The sequence below is a fragment of the Streptomyces sp. NBC_01551 genome, from assembly GCF_026339935.1.
Taxonomy (GTDB): Bacteria; Actinomycetota; Actinomycetes; order Streptomycetales; family Streptomycetaceae; genus Streptomyces.
Map to the genome: position 1 here is coordinate 991,164 of NZ_JAPEPX010000001.1, position 17,347 is coordinate 1,008,510.

The 17,347-nt window shown below is 73.2% G+C and carries 17 protein-coding genes; 4 read left to right on the plus strand and 13 right to left on the minus strand.

Translation table 11 applies throughout. The annotated features are described in order from the left end of the window. Positions 1-27: 27 nt before the first annotated feature. Positions 28-483, plus strand: coding sequence for an SRPBCC family protein (locus tag OG982_RS04320; protein ID WP_266789567.1), 456 nt, complete (start codon positions 28-30; stop codon positions 481-483). A gap of 2 nt (positions 484-485) precedes the next feature. On the opposite strand, the gene OG982_RS04325 is transcribed toward OG982_RS04320, so the two are convergent. Next, on the minus strand, positions 486-1,061 hold the full coding sequence (locus tag OG982_RS04325; protein WP_266789565.1) for a histidine phosphatase family protein: 576 nt from the start codon (positions 1,059-1,061) through the stop codon (positions 486-488). A 31-nt stretch (positions 1,062-1,092) separates the two neighbouring features. Next, the gene (locus OG982_RS04330) at positions 1,093-2,541 is read right to left on the minus strand and encodes a PLP-dependent aminotransferase family protein (protein ID WP_266789563.1); all 1,449 of its coding nucleotides are present in this window, start codon (positions 2,539-2,541) and stop codon (positions 1,093-1,095) included. Here OG982_RS04330 and OG982_RS04335 point away from each other — a divergent pair. Further along, positions 2,540-3,457, plus strand: a complete 918-nt coding sequence (locus tag OG982_RS04335; protein ID WP_266789561.1) for a DMT family transporter — start codon at positions 2,540-2,542, stop codon at positions 3,455-3,457. The two genes, OG982_RS04330 and OG982_RS04335, sit on opposite strands and share 2 nt — an antisense overlap. A 61-nt stretch (positions 3,458-3,518) precedes the next feature. Further along, the gene (locus tag OG982_RS04340; protein ID WP_266630889.1) at positions 3,519-3,716 is read left to right on the plus strand and encodes a DUF1918 domain-containing protein; all 198 of its coding nucleotides are present in this window, start codon (positions 3,519-3,521) and stop codon (positions 3,714-3,716) included. A 1-nt stretch (position 3,717) separates the two neighbouring features. Here OG982_RS04340 and OG982_RS04345 read toward each other — a convergent pair whose 3' ends face one another. Beyond that, complete coding sequence (locus OG982_RS04345) at positions 3,718-5,007, minus strand: glycoside hydrolase family 10 protein (protein WP_266947948.1); 1,290 nt, start codon at positions 5,005-5,007, stop codon at positions 3,718-3,720. A gap of 154 nt (positions 5,008-5,161) precedes the next feature. On the opposite strand from OG982_RS04345, the gene OG982_RS04350 reads away from it, so the two are divergent. Continuing rightward, positions 5,162-6,055 carry a 3-hydroxybutyryl-CoA dehydrogenase gene (locus tag OG982_RS04350; protein WP_266789557.1) on the plus strand — a complete coding sequence of 298 codons (894 nt, stop codon included), beginning with the start codon at positions 5,162-5,164 and terminating at the stop codon, positions 6,053-6,055. A gap of 15 nt (positions 6,056-6,070) precedes the next feature. Here OG982_RS04350 and OG982_RS04355 read toward each other — a convergent pair whose 3' ends face one another. From OG982_RS04355 to infC, 10 genes are all read right to left on the minus strand, one after another. Next, positions 6,071-6,601, minus strand: a complete 531-nt coding sequence (locus OG982_RS04355; protein ID WP_266789556.1) for an NUDIX hydrolase — start codon at positions 6,599-6,601, stop codon at positions 6,071-6,073. A 53-nt stretch (positions 6,602-6,654) separates the two neighbouring features. Continuing rightward, positions 6,655-7,992 (minus strand): transcriptional regulator, encoded by a 1,338-nt coding sequence (locus OG982_RS04360; RefSeq protein ID WP_266789555.1) that lies wholly within the window; start codon positions 7,990-7,992, stop codon positions 6,655-6,657. 349 nt (positions 7,993-8,341) lie between these two features. Then, a complete protein-coding gene (locus OG982_RS04365; protein ID WP_266947950.1) occupies positions 8,342-9,418 on the minus strand; it encodes a PP2C family protein-serine/threonine phosphatase in 1,077 nt (358 codons plus the stop codon). A 154-nt stretch (positions 9,419-9,572) separates the two neighbouring features. Further along, positions 9,573-12,101 (minus strand): phenylalanine--tRNA ligase subunit beta, encoded by a 2,529-nt coding sequence (pheT, locus tag OG982_RS04370; RefSeq protein ID WP_266789552.1) that lies wholly within the window; start codon positions 12,099-12,101, stop codon positions 9,573-9,575. Continuing rightward, entirely contained in the window at positions 12,101-13,228 is a 1,128-nt protein-coding gene (gene pheS / locus OG982_RS04375) for a phenylalanine--tRNA ligase subunit alpha (protein WP_266789551.1), read from the minus strand. Before pheS ends, pheT begins: the two co-directional genes overlap by 1 nt. Before the next feature lie 149 nt (positions 13,229-13,377). Continuing rightward, a complete protein-coding gene (locus OG982_RS04380; RefSeq protein WP_266789549.1) occupies positions 13,378-14,478 on the minus strand; it encodes an ATP-binding protein in 1,101 nt (366 codons plus the stop codon). Positions 14,479-14,534: 56 nt separating this feature from the next. Next, positions 14,535-15,398, minus strand: a complete 864-nt coding sequence (locus OG982_RS04385) for an RNA methyltransferase (protein WP_266789547.1) — start codon at positions 15,396-15,398, stop codon at positions 14,535-14,537. 145 nt (positions 15,399-15,543) lie between these two features. Continuing rightward, positions 15,544-15,936 carry a 50S ribosomal protein L20 gene (gene rplT, locus OG982_RS04390; protein WP_008741875.1) on the minus strand — a complete coding sequence of 131 codons (393 nt, stop codon included), beginning with the start codon at positions 15,934-15,936 and terminating at the stop codon, positions 15,544-15,546. Between the two features lie 99 nt (positions 15,937-16,035). Beyond that, positions 16,036-16,230 carry a 50S ribosomal protein L35 gene (gene rpmI, locus OG982_RS04395; protein WP_008741876.1) on the minus strand — a complete coding sequence of 65 codons (195 nt, stop codon included), beginning with the start codon at positions 16,228-16,230 and terminating at the stop codon, positions 16,036-16,038. A gap of 111 nt (positions 16,231-16,341) precedes the next feature. Next, positions 16,342-17,079, minus strand: a complete 738-nt coding sequence (gene infC / locus OG982_RS04400; protein WP_266789546.1) for a translation initiation factor IF-3 — start codon at positions 17,077-17,079, stop codon at positions 16,342-16,344. Positions 17,080-17,347: the final 268 nt, after the last annotated feature.

Sequence of the window (17,347 nt, forward strand, 5' to 3'; positions counted from 1 at the left end):
CCCCGTCCGGGAAGGAGCGTGATCGGCGTGGCCCGCAACCGCCGCCTGATCCTGAGCTCGCCGTCCGAGGTCTGGCGCCTGCTGTCCGACGGCCACCGCTACGGGGAGTGGGTCACGGGTACCCGGCAGGTCCTCGCGGCGGACGCGCACTGGCCGGCGGTGGGCGCGCGCCTGCGGGTCCGGGTCGGCGTCGGCCCCCTGACCCTCGACGACACGTGTGTCGTACGGATCTGCGAACCGCAAACGCGCCTGGAACTGGAGGCGAAGGCGGAACCCTTCGGGGCGGCCCGCATCGCCATGAGGCTGACCCCCTGGGGCGAGAACACCCTCTTCACCCTCGACTGGCACCCCCTGCGGGGGCCGGGCACCCGGATGCACGGGCTCCCGGTCGACTACCTCGTCGCCGTCCGCAACGGCATGATGCTGACGAAGCTGGCCAGGATCGCGGTGCGCGAGCACGCGGGGAGCGTCCCGCCCCGGTAGGGCTACACCGGCGCCTGCAAAGAGAGGTGCCAGCGGCCGGACCAGCCCGTCAGGGTGATCGTGGAGAGCGGGCGGACGTCCACGTTCCAGTACGTCAGCGGGGGCGCCTTCAGCGCGTAGACCAGGGCCGCCCGGACCACCGCCGGCTCGGCCACCGCCACGATGGCGCCGCCGTCGTCCGCCGGCCGGGTGTCGAGCCAGCCGCCGATCCGGGAGATGAAGGCCAGCAGGGATTCCCCGCCGTGCGGGGCGGCGAGGGGGTCGCTGAGCCAGACGTCCACCGCCCCGGGTTCGCGGGCGGTCACCTCGCCCAGCGTCAGCCCCCGCCAGCGCCCCATGTCGCAGTCGCGCAGCGCCGGTTGGGCGAGCGGGGCGTACCCGAGGGCCTCGCCGGTGGCCCGGCTGCGCGGGGTCGGCGAGCAGTAGCGCAGCTCGGCGGCGCCCAGCGGCACCAGGCCGTGCGCGGCGGACTCCACCGCGCGCCAGCCGGCCCCGTCCAGCGGGCGGTCGTCGTCGAAGCGCTCGGCGAGCAGCGGGGTACCACGCGCTGCCGCGACGAGCGAGACCCGAACGTGCATGCGGTGATGGTGGGCCGCCCGCGGCGCGGGGTCAAGCGTCCGGGGCCGCCGCGTTCGCCCCGGGGCCGACCCGCAGCCGCCGCACGGCTTCGGCCAGCTCCCCCGCGCCCGACACCCCGGCGAAGCTGAGCCGTACGTACGGGCCCGGCGGTTCCGCGCAGAAGTACGGCCGCCCGGCCGCGACCGCGACGCCGGAGCGCAGGGCCGCCGCGGCGAAGGCCGTGTCGTCGGCGCCCTCGCCGAGCCGGGTCCAGAGCTGGTACCCGCCCGTCGGCGGATGCGTCAGTTCCAGCCCGGGCAGCTCCCTGCGCAGCGCGCCCGCGAGGACGTCCCGCCGGTGGCGCAACTCGGCGGCGACGGCCCGCAGGTGACGCGGCCAGGCGGGCGCGCCGACCAGTTCGAGCGCGGCCTCCTGGAGCGGCCGGGGCACGAAGAAGCTGTCCACCACCTGAATGGCCCGCAACCGGTCCAGCACCGGCCCCCGGGCGGCCAGCGCGCCCACCCGCAGGCTGGGCGACGTGGCCTTGGTCAGCGAGCGGACGTGTACGACCACCCCGTCGTGGTCCTCGGCGGCCAGCGTCGCGGGCAGCGGCCCGGCGTCCTCGTGGGCCAGGGCCCGGGCGTAGTCGTCCTCGACCACGAACGCCCCGGCGGCCCGCGCGATCCGCAGCACCTCGCCCCGCCGCCCGGCGGACAGCACCGCCCCCGTCGGGTTCTGGAACAGCGGCTGGCACACGAACACCCGCGCGCCGGTCGCCTCGAAGGCGGCGGCCAGCAGCTCCGGGCGGACCCCGTCGGCGTCGACCGGTACGGGGACGGGCCGGCAGCCGGAGGCACGGGCGATGGCGAGCAGCCCGGGGTAGGTCGGGGACTCCACCAGCACCGGCGCGCCGGGCGGGGCCAGCGCCCGCAGCGCGGTGGTCAGCGCGCTCTGCCCGCCCGCGGTGACCAGGACGTCGGCGGCCGCGACGGCCCCGCCGATCTCGCGGGCGAACCAGTCGCGCAGCTCGGGCAGGCCCTCCATCGGCGGCCGCCCCCAGGCGCCGGGGCGGCGGCCGGCCCGGGCCAGCGCGGCGGCCATGGCCCGCTCGGGCTGGATGGAGGGGTGCAGGTAACCGCTGTTGAGCCCGATCACCCCGGGCGGCGGTTCGGTCAGGCAGACGAGGACCCCGGAGGCGTCCACGGAGCGGGGCACCACGTCGCCCGCGCCCTCGGCGCTGAGGGCGACCTCCTGCCAGGAGGTGTCGCCGGGCACGCCGGTCTCCGTACGGGGCTGGGCGCGGAACACGCCGGCGCCGGGCCGGGTGACCACGAGCCCTTCGGCGGCGAGCTGGGCCAGGGCCCGGGAGACGGTGACCGGACTGACCCGGTAGCGCTCCACGATGGCCCGGCTCGACGGCAGCTTTCCACCGATCGAGTAGCGATTGAGCTCCGACCGCAGGGATTCTGCCAGTTCCGCCACACTGCTACGCTCGTACATGACAGCACAGAATAGCGCTACCCGCCCCAGCCCGATAGCAGTTCGGGGCCGGGCGGGCAGTCGCGCGAACTCCGGCACCGCCCTCGCCGCACTCGGCGTCGTCGCCTTCTCGCTGACCTTCCCCGCCACCGCCTGGGGCCTGGAGAGCTTCGGCCCCTGGTCGCTGGTCTCGCTGCGCAGCGTGCTCGCCGCGCTGATCGCGGGCGGCTTCCTGCTGGCCGGACGGGTGCCGCTGCCGGCCCGCGAGCACTGGGCGGGGCTCGCCGTCGTGGCCGCCGGGGTGGTGGTCGGGTTTCCGCTGCTCACCACGCTCGCCCTCCAGACGTCCACCACCTCGCACGCCGCCGTGGTGGTCGGCCTGCTGCCGCTGACCACCGCCGCCCTCGCGGCCCTGCGCACCGGGGTGCGCCCGCCCCGCCGGTTCTGGGCGGCGGCCGTCGCCGGAGCCCTGGTCGTGCTCGGCTTCACCCTCGGGCAGAGCGGCGGCGGCGTCTCGGCCGGCGACGGCTTCCTCGGCGCGGCCCTGCTGGTGTGCGCGGCCGGGTACACCGAGGGCGGGCGGCTGGCCCGCCGGCTGCCCGGCTGGCAGGTGATCGGCTGGGCCCTGGTGCTGTGCCTGCCGCTCAGCGCGGCCGGCTGCGTGCTCGGGCTCGCGTACGAGCCGGTGCACCTGACCGGCCACGGGCTGGCCGGGCTGGTCTGGGCCGCGGCCGGTTCCACCTTCCTCGGCCTGTACGTCTGGTACCGGGGGATGGCCGAGATCGGCCCGGCCCGGGCGAGCCAGCTCCAGCTCGCCCAGCCGCTGCTGACCCTGGTGTGGTCGGTGGCGCTGCTGGGCGAGCGGCTGTCGCCCGCCGCACCGCTGGCCGCCTGCGCGGTGCTGGTCTGCATCGCCGTGACCCAGCGGGTCAAATAGGGGCGATCCGCCCTAAACTGCTAACACCGGATCGGATCGGACCGCCACCGAGGAGGTCACTATGCGCGCGACCGAGGGCGACCAGTTGGTGCAGCACGGCAGGATCGTCGGGCAGCACGACAAGGTCGGCGAGATCACCCAGGTACTCGGCGAGAACGGCACCCCTCCCTACCGGGTCCGTTTCCAGGACGGCCACGAGGCCGTCATGTCCCCCGGCCCCGACTGCGTCGTGAAGCACCCGACGGAGCCCACGCACTGACTCAGCGCGGCGCCGCCGCGGTCGGGTAGTGGTCGGCGACCACCCTGGCCATCGCTCCATTGGGGTCCGCGACCACCTGCTTCGCCGAGAAGTAGCAGTGGCCGCGGACCTCGGGGTACCCCTTCGCGAACCGGAGGTGCCGCGACAGCTCCGCCGGATCGCGCCAGGCCGCCGTGGCACTGTCCGGGTCGCAGCGGTAGAGCGCCTCGCCGACGTAGAGCCGCACATTCGTGCCGGCGACGGTCCGCGCCCACCAGGGCACGAGGTCCGCGTAGTCGGCGCTCGCGTGTCCGATCTCCCAGTACGCCTGCGGCACGATGTAGTCGATCCAGCCCTCCCTGACCCACTTGCGGGTGTCCGCGTACAGGTCGTCGTACGTCGCGACGCCCGCCCGCGTGGGCGAGCCCTCCGGGTCCACGTTGGAGTTGCGCCAGACCCCGAACGGACTGACACCGAACCGCGCCGCCGGACGGACCTTCCTCACTCGCGCCGACATCTCGCTGACCAGCAAGTCGATGTTGTTCCTGCGCCAGTCCGCCCGGGAGTCGAAGGCGCCGCCGTACTCCTCGTACGCGTCGTCGTCGTCGAAGTAGTCGTCCTCGGCGGGGTACGGGTAGAAGTAGTCGTCCCAGTGCACCCCGTCCACCGCGTAGCGGGAGACGGCGTCGAGCATGGCCTCCTGGACGAAGCTCCGCACCTCGGGCAGGCCCGGGTTGTAGTAGGTCTTGCCGCCGTACTGGACCACCCACCCGGGATTGCGCAGGGCCGGGTGGCCGTCGGCCAGCCGGTCGAGGTCGGTGTGCTGGGCCACCCGGTACGGGTTGAACCAGGCGTGCAGTTCCAGCCCGCGGGCGTGCGCCTCGGCGACGGCGGTGCCGAGCGGGTCCCAGCCGGGGTCGCCGCCCTGTTCCCCCGTCAGCCATTCGCACCAGGGTTCCCGCGCCGCCGGCCACATCGCGTCGGCGGCCGGCCGGACCTGGAGGATCACCGCGTTCAGGCGCCGCCTGACGGCGGTGTCCAGCAGGGCGATCAGCTCGGACCGCTGCTTCGCGGCGGACAGCCCGGCCCGCGAGGGCCAGTCCACGTTCTGGACGGAGGCGATCCACATCCCCCGGAACTCGGCGGCGGCCAGCTGACCCCCGGCCCGCTCACCGGCCCTCGGCGCCGCACCCGCCGCAGCCGCACCCGCCGTGCTCGCCGCACCCGCCGGGGCCGCCGCCGCGCCCGTCGCCGCGACGGCAAGCGCCCCCGCCGCCCCCGTCAGCAGCCCGCGCCGCCCGATGTACTCCATGTGAGGACTCCACTCCGCTCGGTGACATTGTCCTGCTGGCGCCCAGCATGCCCGCCCCGGCCCGCCACGACGGTCAAGGTCGGGGGTAACGTCGGGGGGCGTGGCGGGCGCCGGAAAGCAGTTACCACTGTCGAGCACGGGGGACCCGCGATGGATGAGCAGCGAAAGGCACGATGTGACGGACCTCCCTACCGACATCGCACGCGTCGGCGTAGTGGGCTGTGGCCAGATGGGCGCGGGCATCGCGGAGGTGTGCGCCCGCAGCGGTCTTGAGGTGAAGGTCGCCGAGACCACCGGCGAGGCCCTGGAACTCGGGCGCACCCGGCTGCACAACTCCCTGACGAAGGCCGCCGAACGCGGCAAGATCAGCGAGGAGGAGCGGGACGCCACCCTGGCCCGCCTCACTTTCACCACCGACCTCGGCGAGTTCGCCGACCGCGACCTCGTCATCGAGGCCGTCGTCGAGAACGAGCAGGTCAAGACGGAGATCTTCCAGGTCCTGGACCAGGTGATCACCCGTCCGGACGCGATCCTCGCCTCCAACACCTCCTCGATCCCGCTGGTGAAGCTGGCCGTCGCGACCTCGCGGCCGGACCAGGTCATCGGCATCCACTTCTTCAACCCGGCCCCGGTGCAGAAGCTCGTCGAGCTGATCCCGGCGCTGACCACGGGCGAGGAGACGGTCAAGCGGGCCGAGGCCCTGGTGCGGGACGTGCTCGGCAAGCACGCGGTCCGCGCCCAGGACCGGTCCGGGTTCGTCGTCAACGCGCTCCTCGTCCCGTACCTGCTGTCCGCGATCCGGATGTTCGAGTCGGGCATCGCCAGCCGCGAGGACATCGACAACGGCATGGAGCTGGGCTGCGCCCACCCGATGGGCCCGCTCAAGCTGTCCGACCTGATCGGCCTGGACACCATCGCGTCGATCGCGGACTCGATGTACACCGAGTACAAGGAGCCGCTGTACGCCGCTCCCCCGCTGCTGCAGCGGATGGTCGACGCGGGCCGCCTCGGCCGCAAGACCGGCTCGGGTTTCTACCCGTACGGCTGACCCCCGTAACGGCCGCTAACCCAGCCTCAGGTGATGGAGCAGCAGGAGCCCGGCCGCCATGTTGGCGGCCGGGATCTCGCCGCGGGCGATCATGTCCGGCACCAGTTTGAGCGGGACCCATTCGCGGCGTGAGGACTCGAAGTCGTCCTCGGGGTGGCCCGTGTACGTGGCCCCGTCCGCCCAGTAGAGGTGGTGGCGGGCGTCGGTGAGCCCGTTGGAGGGCTCCACGGTCATCAGGTGGCGGAGCGGGCCGGGCCGCCAGCCCGACTCCTCCTCCATCTCGCGGGCGGCGGCCGCTTCGAGGGACTCGCCGTCCTCGACGACCCCCGCCGGCAGCTCCCAGCCCCAGCTGTCGGTGATGAACCGGTGCCGCCACAGCAGCAGCACCTCGTTGGCCCCGTTGACGGCCGTGGCGGCGGCGACCGGCCGCAGCCGGATCACGAAGTGGTCCAGGTGCCGCCCGTCCGGGAGCTCCACGTCCGCGAGGTTCACGTCGAACCAGCGGTTCTTGTACACGGTCCGCTCACTCAGGTTCGTCCACTGCACGGTTGTGCCACCTTCCGTTCGAGTAGGTGGCAACATGGCAGCAGTCCGGGCTGTCACAGGGGAACGCGCAGCGCCCCGTCGATGAGCTGTGCGGTCTCCTCCGCGCCGGCACAACCGCTGGTCAGAAGCTGTTCGCGGACCGCCCGCAGCCGCTCCCGCAGCCGGAGCGATTCCATCCCCTTGGCCCGTTCGGCCATCTCGGCCGCGGCCGCCACCGCCCGGTCGGCCTCGCCCTGGCGCAGCTGGATCTCGCACAGCATCGCCAGCCGGTGCACGCGCCCGCGATCGTGCGCCGGGGTGGCCGCGGCGGCCGCCGCCTGCTCGTGCGCGGCGTCCAGATCCCCCAGGCTCAGCAGCGCCTGAGCCACCTGTACGTTGACCAGCCCGGGCTGGACGTACCCCGTCTCGTCGGGCTCCGTGCCGGGGCGGATCCGCTCGGCGGCCGCCTCGGCCTGCCGGATGCACGCCAACGCGGTGCGGGTGTCGCCGAGTTGGGCGTACGCCTTGGCCTGCATCGCGTACAGGTCCGCGGCCAGGGCGGGGGTGGTGTGGCGGCCCGCCGCGCGCAGGGCGGCCTCGGCGAAGGCCACCGCCTGGCGGTGGTCGCACAGGTGCAGCGACTGGTTGACGAGCAGCGCGATCACATACGCCCCCAGGCCCCGGTCCCCACTGGCCTTGGCGAGCCGCAGCGCCTGGTGGAAGTAGCGCTGCGCCAGCCCGTGGGCGTCCGAGTCGTACGCGCAGATGCCCGCCACCGCCACCAGGGACCCGGTGGCGCGGTGCAGGCGGCGGCCGAGGGCGTCGGGGTAGCTGCCGCGCAGCAGGGGGGCCGCCTCGCTGCCCAGGAAGCGGATGATCCGCTCCCGGGTGGCCACCCCGCCGGCCCGGCGGTACATCAGCTCGTAGTGCGCGCGGGCCGCCCGCAGGATCTCGATGTGCTCGGGGCCGACCCTGGTCGCGCCGTCCCGGGACACGTCCATGTCCTCCGGCGGGTTCTCCCACTCCCAGACGGGGATGACGGCGGGGGTCCCGGTGACCGCCTCGGCGGCCAGGAGCTGGGTACGGCCCTGCTGGTCGGCGCGCCACAGGGCGGCGGCCCGGTCGACGAACCCGCTGAGCGGGGTGGCGTGCGGGGACGCCGGGCCGGGCACGCCGAGCCCGGCGTCGTCGAGGCCCACGGGCCGGCCCAGCCGGCCGCCGAGCACCTCGCAGATCAGGTCGGGCACCTGACCGCGCGGCCGCTGCCCCTTCAACCAGCGGGAGACCGCGGTGTGTTCGTAGCGCAGTGCGAGTCCGCGGGTGCGGCCCGCCTGGTTGACATGTGCGGCAAGTCCGGCGTGGGACATGCCCGCCTCGGCGAGGAGGGCGTCGAGCAGGGTGTTGGGCTGCATGGGCCCCTCCAAGGGCTCGTGGAACTCAGGCTAGTGGGTGTGCGATTCACACGGGGTGTGAATGCAGTACGCGCATAAATGCGATACGCACCCTCGCGCTGGGGTGCCCCGGGGCGGTTCACTTAAGGGCCTCGCCAAGAGGCAGCTCGGGTCGTCGGCTCCCCCTCGTACAGTGCGACGACCCGTCACCGCGCCGCCCGTTCTGCTGTCTGCCCGACACTCCACGGCAGGCGGGCGGCGCGCCTCGGTTCCGCCGGTGCCCGGTTGGTCGCCGGGCCCCGGCAGGGGCCGGGCCGGACGCGCGCCGGGCCCTCCCACCGGGCCCGGTGCGCGTGGCCAGGACCGGTCGCTACCGGTCGTTGCGGAGCACCAGCAGGGCGACATCGTCGGCGAGCCGCCCGCTGGTGTGACGCAGCAGCGCGGCGTGCACGCCCGCCACCAGCCGCGCGGGCGTGAGCGCCGGTTGCGCCGCGAGGGCGCCCGGCAGGTCGAAGAAGCGGCCGGCGTGGTCGCGGGCGTCCTCGGCGCCGTCGGTGTGCAGCACCAGTGCCTCGCCGGGGCGGAGCATGCCGCACTCCTGCGGCCGCACGTCCGGGTCCACGGGCACCACCCCGAGCGGCGGCCACGTCTCGCCCCCGTCCAGCGCCCGTACGCGGGCCCGCTGCGCGGAGCCGATCCCCGCCCCGCCCTCTCCCCGTCTCCCGGGGCTGCGCCCCAGACCCCGCGCCGCGGACGCCGGCGAGGCCGAACTCCCTGCGGGGACGGGCCCGCAGGGTTCGCCGGACGCCGCCGGGCGGAGCAGATGGGGCCAGGGGTGGCCGCGGTTCAGGGCCAGGAGGGAGCCGTCCGGGGCGATCTGGAGCAGCAGCACCGTGACGAACTCCTCCGACGACGGCGACTGCGGCTCCGCCGGGCACGCGGACGGGTGCTCCGCTCGGCCGCGGTCCCGCACGTGCCGGGCCAGCGCCCGCTCCATGCGCCGCAGCACCCCGCCCAGCGAGGGCTCGTCGTACGCCGCCTCCCGGAACGCGCCCAGCGCGGCCAGCCCGTGGCCCCGTACGTCCCCGATGACGACCCGCACCCCGTACCCCGTCGGCACCGCCTCGTACAGGTCCCCGCCCACCGCCGCGCCGCGGCTCGCGGACAGCTGGGCCGCCGCCAGCGCCAGGCCGTCGATCCGCCCCGGCAGCGGCCGCAGCAGTGCCCGCTGCGCCGCGCCCGCGATCTCCTGCGAGCGACGCAGCTCCGCGACCAGCCCGCGCCGGATGTGCAGCGCGCAGCCCGTCGCCAGCAGCAGGAACGCCGCACAGGTCGCGAGGCTCGGGGCCAGCCCGCCCGGGGAGGACAGCTCCCAGGACACCGCGGCGCCGCCCCAGGCGAGGACGCACACCCGGCGGACCTGGGGCATCTCCCCGCGCGTGATCATCGTTTCGGCCTCCCCTCGGCCGGAACCGATTGTGGCCACCATCCGCCCCACGCGACACGGCTCACCTGCGTTCTCACCCGAATGAGTGAGGGGCGCACCCGGTACCCCGGATGCGCCCCTCAACAGGCGTTGCCTACGGCCTACGGCCTACGGGCTAGGCGCCCCGGAGCACCGCCCCGGTCCGCTCGCCCGCCAGCGCCACCGCCGCGTCGCGCGCGGCCGTGGACTCCTCGGCCGTCAGCGTGCGGTCGGCCGCGCGGAAGCGCAGCGCGTACGCGAGGGACTTCTTGCCCTCGCCCACCTGCTCGCCGGTGAAGACGTCGAACAGCCGCAGGGACTCCAGCAGTTCGCCCGCGCCCTTGCGCAGCGCGGCCTCCACGGCGGATGCCGGGACCGACGCGTCCACGATCAGCGCGACGTCCTGGGTCGCCACCGGGAAGGTGGAGATCCGGGGCGCCCCCACGGGCTCGCCGCCGGCCGCCGCGAGGCGGTCCAGGTCGAGCTCCATCGCGCTGGTACGGGCCGGCAGGCCCATCGCCTTGACGACGCGCGGGTGCAGCTCACCGGCGTGACCGATGACCGTCTCCACCCCGTCCAGGGTGACGATCAGCTCGGCGCAGCGGCCCGGGTGCCACGGGCCGTACTGGCCCTGGCGCACCACGAGCTCCGCACCGGCCTCGACGGCCAGCGAGCGCGCGGCCTGGACGGCGTCCGCCCAGTCGGCCGGACGGCCCTTGCCCCACCAGCCGGCCTGCTCGCGCGCACCGGCCAGCACGACCGCGGCGTACCGCGGCTGCGCCGGCAGGGCGGCGTCGAGCGTGGCGATCTCCTCGTCCGTGGGACGGCGGTCGACGGGCAGCCGTACGGCCACACCCGGCTGCGCGTCGGCCCGGAAGACCGAACCGGTCTCGAAGAGCGCGAGGTCGTGGCTGCCCCGGCTGTCGTTGCGGCGCAGCGCGCCCAGCAGACCCGGCAGCAGCGTGGTGCGCAGCGCCGGCTCCTCGTCGGAGAGCGGGTTGACGAGCTTGACCACCTGGCGGGTGGCGTCGTGCGCCGCCAGCTGGAGCTGGTCGAAGACGCCCTCGCCCAGGAACGGGTAGCTCAGCGCCTCGACGTAGCCCGCGCCGGCCAGCGCGCGGCCGACCCGGCGGTGCAGCTGCTGCCGGGCGGTCAGACCGCGGCCGGACGGCACCTGCGGGAGGGTGGAGGGGAGGTTCGCGTAGCCCTCCAGCCGGATGACCTCCTCGGCGAGGTCGTTGGGCTCGGCGAGGTCGGGCCGCCACGACGGGACGGTGACGACGAGCTCGTCCTGCCCGTAGACGTCGCAGCCGATCTCCTGGAGGCGGCGGACGACGGTCTCGCGGCCGTACTCCATGCCCGCGACGCGGTCCGGGTGGTTCGCGCTCATCGCGATGGTGCGCGGGGCGCCCGGGGCGATGAGCTCGGTGACGCCGGCCTCGGCGGTGCCGCCCGCGAGCAGCACGAGCAGGTCGACGGTCCGCTGCGCGGCCGCGGAGGCGGCCAGCGGGTCGACGCCCCGCTCGAAGCGCTTGGACGCCTCGGAGGACAGCTTCAGGCGACGGGCGGTGCGCGAGATCGACACGGGGTCGAAGTGCGCGGCCTCGATGACCACGTCGGTGGTGCCGGTGACGGCACCCGTCTCGGGATCGGTGACGGAGTCGGCGATCTCGGTGTTGGCACCGCCCATGACACCGGCGAGCCCGATCGGGCCGCTGTGGTCGGTGATCACCAGGTCCTCGGCGTCGAGCGTGCGCTTGACGCCGTCCAGGGTGGTGAACTTCTCGCCCTGCTCGGCACGGCGGACGCCGATGGCGCCGTCGAGGCGCGAGCGGTCGTACGCGTGCAGCGGCTGGCCGAGTTCGAGCATCACGTAGTTGGTGACGTCGACGGCGAGCGAGACCGGGCGCATGCCGGCCTTCTGCAGGCGGCGCGTGAGCCAGATCGGGGAGCGCGCCTCGGGGTCCAGGCCGATGACGGTGCGCGCGGTGAAGCGGTCGCAGCCGGTCGGGTCCTCGACCTTGACGAGGTAGCCGTACGAGTTCGGCTGGGGCACGTCGAGCAGCGCCGGGTCGCGCAGCGGCAGGCCGTAGGCGGTCGCCGTCTCGCGGGCGACACCGCGCATGGACATGCAGTAGCCGCGGTCCGGGGTGATGTCGATGTCGAGGACCTCGTCGACGAGCTGGAGCAGCTCGATCGCGTCGGTGCCGACCTCGTGCTCCGGCGGCAGCACGATGATGCCGTGCGTGCCGTCGTCGCCCATGCCGAGCTCGTCGCCGGAGCAGATCATGCCGTGCGAGGTGCGGCCGTACGTCTTGCGCGAGGCGATCGCGAAGTCGCCGGGCAGCACCGCGCCGGGCAGGACCACGACGACCTTGTCGCCGACGGAGAAGTTCCGGGCGCCGCAGACGATCTCCTGCGGCTCGCCGGTGCCGTTGGCCTGGCCGACGTCGACCGTGCAGAACCGGATCGGCTTGCGGAAGCCCTCCAGCTCCTCGATGGTCAGCACCTGGCCGACGACGAGCGGGCCCTGGAGCCCGCCGCCGAGCTGCTCGACGGTCTCGACCTCGAGGCCGGCGTCGACGAGCTTGGCCGCCACGTCACGACCGGTCTCGCCCGCAGGCAGGTCGACGTACTCCCGCAGCCAAGAAAGCGGGACCCGCATCAGATCTCCATCCCGAAAGGCCGGGTGAAACGAACGTCACCCTCGACCATGTCTCGCATGTCTTCGACGTTGTGGCGGAACATCAGCATCCGCTCGATGCCGAACCCGAAGGCGAACCCGCTGTACTTCTCGGGGTCCACACCGCAGGCGATGAGCACCTTGGGGTTGACCATTCCGCAGCCGCCCAGTTCGATCCAGCCCTCGCTGGAGCAGGTACGGCACGGGCGGTCGGGGTTGCCCACCGACTCGCCGCGGCACACGTAGCACTGCATGTCCATCTCGGCGGACGGCTCGGTGAACGGGAAGAAGTGCGGGCGCAGCCGCGTGGTGGTCTCTTCCCCGAACAGCTCCTTGACCATGTGGTCGATGGTGCCGCGGAGGTCCGCCATGGTCAGGCCCTCGTCGACGGCGAGCAGCTCGACCTGGTGGAAGACCGGCGTGTGCGTCGCGTCGAGCTCGTCGGTGCGGTACACCCGGCCCGGGCACACGATGTAGACGGGGGGCTTGCGCTCCAGCAGCGAGCGCGCCTGCACCGGGGAGGTGTGGGTGCGCAGCACGACACCGGACTCGTCGCCCTCGGTGCCCTCGGGGCCCTTGACGAAGAAGGTGTCCTGCATCTGGCGCGCCGGGTGGTCGGGCGTGAAGTTGAGGGCGTCGAAGTTGAACCACTCCGCCTCGACCTCGGGGCCCTCGGCGACCTCGTAGCCCATGCCCACGAAGATGTCCGCGATGCGGTCCATCAGCGTGGTCAGGGGGTGCCGGGCGCCGGCCGGGACGCGGTCGTAAGGCAGCGTGACGTCCACGGCCTCCTCGACCAGCACCCGCTCGTCGCGCTCGGCCTCCAGCGCGACCGTGCGGGCCCCGAAGGCCTTGTTCACGGCGCCGCGGGCCTGTCCGACGCGCTTGCCCGCCTCGGCCTTGGCCTGGGGCGGCAGGGCGCCGATCTCGCGGTTGGCGAGCGCCAGGGGCGAGCGGTCGCCCATGTGCGCGGTCTTCGCCTCGCGGAGCTCGTCGAGGTCGCCGGCGGACGCGAAGGCGGCGAGCGCCTCGTCCCGCATGCGCTCGATCTCTTCCGGTTTCAGTGCCTCGACCTCGACAGGGTCGTACGACTTGTTCGGTGCCGACATCTCTTCCCGTACTTCCGATGGCTGGCTGGTGGTCCCCGACGACTCGATCGACCTGATCGGACAAGGACACAAAGGTGCCAAAGGACGAGTCTAAAGGCCGCTGGGGGTGGAGGGAGCCCGTGGGCCGCCTGCCGGGACTCCGCGCAGGGTCACTGCGTGAGGTAGGCCGGGGCGGCGACGGGCAGGATAAATCGGAACTCGGCGCCGCCGCTGTGCCCGCGGCCGACCGTGATGGTGCCGCCGTGGGCTTCCACGATGCCCTTGACGATGTAGAGGCCCAGGCCGGTGCCGCCGCGCTTGCTCCCCCGCCAGAAGCGGGTGAAGACGCGGCCCATCGACTCCTCGGGGATCCCGGGGCCTTCGTCGGTCACGGTGACGGCGGTTCCCTTCTCGTGCGGCGTTACGTCGATGGTGACCGTTCCGTCGCCGTGCCGCACCGCATTTTCGAGGAGGTTGCCGAGGATCTGGTCGATCTTGTCCGGATCGGCCCAGCAGTCGGGGAGCGGGCGGCTGACCCGTACGAGGAACCGGTCGGGCGCCTGTCCGTTCGCCGTCAGCGCCTGGACGTGCCGGCCCACCGCGGTCGCGAGGTCGACGGGCTGGCGGCGCACCTCCAGGCGCCCAGAGTCGATGCGGGAGATGTCCAGGAGCTCCGCGATCAGCCGGGTGACGCGGTTCGCGTCGGCGTCGACGGTCTCCAGCATCAGCCGCTTCTGGTCGTCGGTGAACCGCTCCCACTTGGCCAGCAGCGTCGCGGTGAAGCCCTTGACGGAGGTCAGCGGGGAGCGCAGCTCGTGCGCCACCGTCGCGATCAGCTCGGCGTGGCTGCGCTCGGTGCGGCGCCGGGCCTCGGTGCCCCGCAGGGTGACGACGAGGCGGCGCAGCGGCCCGGTGGGGTGGGTGCGTACGTAGCGGGCCGAGACCAGCACCTCGCGCCCGCCGGGGAGCAGCAGGTTCCGCTCGGGCTGGCCGCGCCGGGTGGCCAGCCCCCCGTACGGGTCGGTCAGCGTCCACCAGCGGCGGCCTTCGAGGTCCTCCAGCGGCAGCGCCCGGTCGATCAGCGCGCCGAGCGCGTCCCCCGCCTTCAGGGCGGTGATCCGGGCGGCGGCGGAGTTGAAGCAGATGACCCGCCCGGTGTGGTCGGCGATGACGAGCCCGTCGGGCAGGTCGTCCGGATCCATCCCGAGCCCGGCGAACTCGGCCGGGGCCGCATCGACGGCCGCTGGCGAGCTGTTCGTACCGACGGTCATGTCCCCGTACCCCACATCTCCGAGTACCGCAGTGGGCCCCCCGGGCCGCCACATTACTAGCTGGGGGTCACGGAGCGGCACCCTCCGGGAGCCCGCTGTGCACGCGCGGAGGCGTAGAGGCACACGGCGGCGGCCGTCGCGAGGTTCAGGCTCTCGGCCTTGCCGTGGATCGGGACCCGCACGACGGCGTCCGCGAGCGCCCGGGTCTCCTCCGGCAGACCCCACGCCTCGTTGCCGAAGACCCAGGCCGAGGGGGTGCCCATGGTGCCCGCGTCGAGCTCGGCGTCGAGGTCGTCCTCACCGGCCCCGTCGGCCGCGAGGATCCGTACGCCGGCGGCCCGAAGCCCCGCGACGGCCTGCTCGACGGGCACGCCGACCGCGACCGGGAGGTGGAAGAGGGAGCCCACGGAGGCCCGTACGGACTTCGGGTTGTACAGGTCCACCGAGGCGTCGGTCAGCACCACCGCGTCCGCGCCGGCGGCGTCCGCGCAGCGCAGCACCGTGCCCGCGTTGCCGGGGTCGCGGACGTGCGCGAGGACGGCGACCAGCTTGGGCCGGGCCGCCAGGATGTCCTCGAAGGGCGAGTCGAGGAAGTGGCAGACGCCGACCAGGCCCTGCGGGGTGACGGTCTGGGACACCTCGGCGAGCACCTCGTCGGAGGCGTAGTGGACGCGCGCCCCGGCGGCCAGCGCGGCCTCGACGATGTCGGCGTAGCGCTCGGCGGCCTCGGCGGTCGCGAACAGCTCGATCAGGGTCGCGCCCTCGGTCCCGCGGTGCTCCACGGCCTCGCGGACGGCCTGCGGGCCCTCGGCGATGAAGCGGCGCTCCTTGGTGCGGAAGTTGCGTCGCGCCAGGCGCCTGGCGGCGGCCACCCGGGGGGACCGGGGGGAGATCAGCTCGGCGGGGGCGGGGGTACCCATGGCGGTCGGCTCGCTTCCGTACGTACTGCGGGTGAAAACAGGTGGGTCGTCGACGACGGGTCCGCCGACAACGCACGGACCCGCAGGCACAGGGCCTGCGGGTCCGGGCTGAAGCCAGTGAGGCTTGCTGCGCGAAGCGGATCGCTTAGGCGGCAGCGGGGGCCTTCGGGGCGTTCACGTCGGCCGGAAGCGCCTTCTGCGCGACCTCGACGAGCGCGGCGAACGCGTTGGCGTCGTTGACGGCCAGCTCCGCGAGGATCTTGCGGTCCACCTCGATGTTGGCGGCCTTCAGACCCTGGATGAGGCGGTTGTACGTCATGCCGTTCTGGCGGGCAGCGGCGTTGATGCGCTGGATCCACAGCTGACGGAAGTCGCCCTTGCGCTTCTTGCGGTCGTTGAAGTTGTAGACCAGCGAGTGGGTGACCTGCTCCTTGGCCTTGCGGTACAGGCGCGAACGCTGACCGCGGTAGCCGGAGGCAGCCTCGAGGATCGCCCGGCGCTTCTTGTGGGCGTTTACTGCCCGCTTGACGCGTGCCACTTTTTACTCCTTGTAGCGGGGCCGTGGGTGTCTTCACACGGCCCGAAATTCGATGGGGTCCCGGTCATGGCGTCCCGCTCCCGGGAGGGAGCGGAGACGTCAGATGCCGAGAAGCTTCTTGATCTTCGCGGCGTCGCCCGGGGCCATCTCGGCGTTGCCGGTGAGGCGACGCGTCAGCTTGGACGACTTGTGCTCGAGCAGGTGGCGCTTACCGGCGCGCTCGCGCAGGATCTTGCCGGAGCCGGTCACCTTGAAGCGCTTCTTGGTACCGCTGTGCGTCTTGTTCTTCGGCATAGCGCCGTTATCTCCTCGTCGGTGGCGCTCCCGCCGGTCCGGTCCGTTGTGCGGACCGGGCTCGCGGGAGCGTCATGTTGTGTCGGTGACCCGGGACAGGCTGTCCCTGGATCAGGCCTCGGCAGACGCCTCGTGAGAGGTGGGTGCCTCGACGTCCTCGGCAACCTCGGCAGAGGCGGCAGCCTCGTCGGGGGCGGTCTCCGCCTCGACGGTGGCGTCCTCGGAAGGAGCCTCCTCGTCGGTGGCGGCAACACCCTGGCGCTCGGCCTTGCGGGCGGCCTGCGCCTCGCGGGCTTCGGCCATCGCCTCGGTCTTCTTCTTGTGCGGACCGAGAACCATGATCATGTTTCGGCCGTCCTGCTTCGGGTTCGACTCGATGAACCCGAGGTCCTCGACGTCCGAAGCCAGACGCTGCAGCAGTCGGTAGCCGAGTTCCGGCCGGGACTGCTCGCGACCACGGAACATGATCGTGATCTTGACCTTGTCGCCCTGCTTGAGGAACCGAACGACGTGACCCTTCTTGGTGTCATAGTCGTGCGGGTCGATCTTCGGCCGGAGCTTCATTTCCTTGATGACCGTGTGCGCCTGGTTCTTGCGCGCCTCACGGGCCTTCATGGCCGACTCGTACTTGAACTTGCCGTAGTCCATGAGCTTGCAGACCGGCGGGCGTGCAGACGCCGCGACCTCGACCAGGTCCAGGTCGTACTCCTGCGCGAGCTCAAGCGCCTTCGCAAGCGGGACGATGCCCACCTGTTCGCCGCTGGGACCGACGAGTCGCACCTCAGGGACACGAATCCGATCGTTGATGCGGGGCTCGGTGCTGATGGATCCTCCTCGGTAGCACCACACGGCTGCCTGGCAGACAGCCGCTGACGTTTTTTGTCGTCAGACCAACCGCGGCGGAAACACGAAAATGCCCCGCCGGGCACAGGCAGGGGCTCCAACACAACCGGAGCACCTCCGCATGCGAACCGCGGGGCGCAGACTCGGGCAGCTTTCCATCGTCCGTACGGAACGATGGATGCCGCCTGACCGGATGACCCGCCGCCCCGGAGGGCAGTCAGGTGGGAGATCGGAGCCTCCACTTGTGGGCCGGGCACAGAAGTGTCCGGCCGGT

Excerpts from the sequence above, each read along its gene's own strand:
- OG982_RS04325 (WP_266789565.1), bottom strand. The coding sequence starts at position 1,061 with ATGCACGTTCGGGTCTCGCTCGTCGCGGCAGCGCGTGGTACCCCGCTG.
- OG982_RS04335 (WP_266789561.1), top strand. The coding sequence starts at position 2,540 with ATGACAGCACAGAATAGCGCTACCCGCCCCAGCCCGATAGCAGTTCGG.
- OG982_RS04330 (WP_266789563.1), bottom strand. The coding sequence starts at position 2,541 with ATGTACGAGCGTAGCAGTGTGGCGGAACTGGCAGAATCCCTGCGGTCG.
- OG982_RS04340 (WP_266630889.1), top strand. The coding sequence starts at position 3,519 with ATGCGCGCGACCGAGGGCGACCAGTTGGTGCAGCACGGCAGGATCGTC.
- OG982_RS04345 (WP_266947948.1), bottom strand. The coding sequence starts at position 5,007 with ATGGAGTACATCGGGCGGCGCGGGCTGCTGACGGGGGCGGCGGGGGCG.
- OG982_RS04350 (WP_266789557.1), top strand. The coding sequence starts at position 5,162 with ATGAGCAGCGAAAGGCACGATGTGACGGACCTCCCTACCGACATCGCA.
- OG982_RS04360 (WP_266789555.1), bottom strand. The coding sequence starts at position 7,992 with ATGCAGCCCAACACCCTGCTCGACGCCCTCCTCGCCGAGGCGGGCATG.
- OG982_RS04365 (WP_266947950.1), bottom strand. The coding sequence starts at position 9,418 with ATGATCACGCGCGGGGAGATGCCCCAGGTCCGCCGGGTGTGCGTCCTC.
- pheT (WP_266789552.1), bottom strand. The coding sequence starts at position 12,101 with ATGCGGGTCCCGCTTTCTTGGCTGCGGGAGTACGTCGACCTGCCTGCG.
- pheS (WP_266789551.1), bottom strand. The coding sequence starts at position 13,228 with ATGTCGGCACCGAACAAGTCGTACGACCCTGTCGAGGTCGAGGCACTG.
- OG982_RS04380 (WP_266789549.1), bottom strand. The coding sequence starts at position 14,478 with ATGACCGTCGGTACGAACAGCTCGCCAGCGGCCGTCGATGCGGCCCCG.
- OG982_RS04385 (WP_266789547.1), bottom strand. The coding sequence starts at position 15,398 with ATGGGTACCCCCGCCCCCGCCGAGCTGATCTCCCCCCGGTCCCCCCGG.
- rpmI (WP_008741876.1), bottom strand. The coding sequence starts at position 16,230 with ATGCCGAAGAACAAGACGCACAGCGGTACCAAGAAGCGCTTCAAGGTG.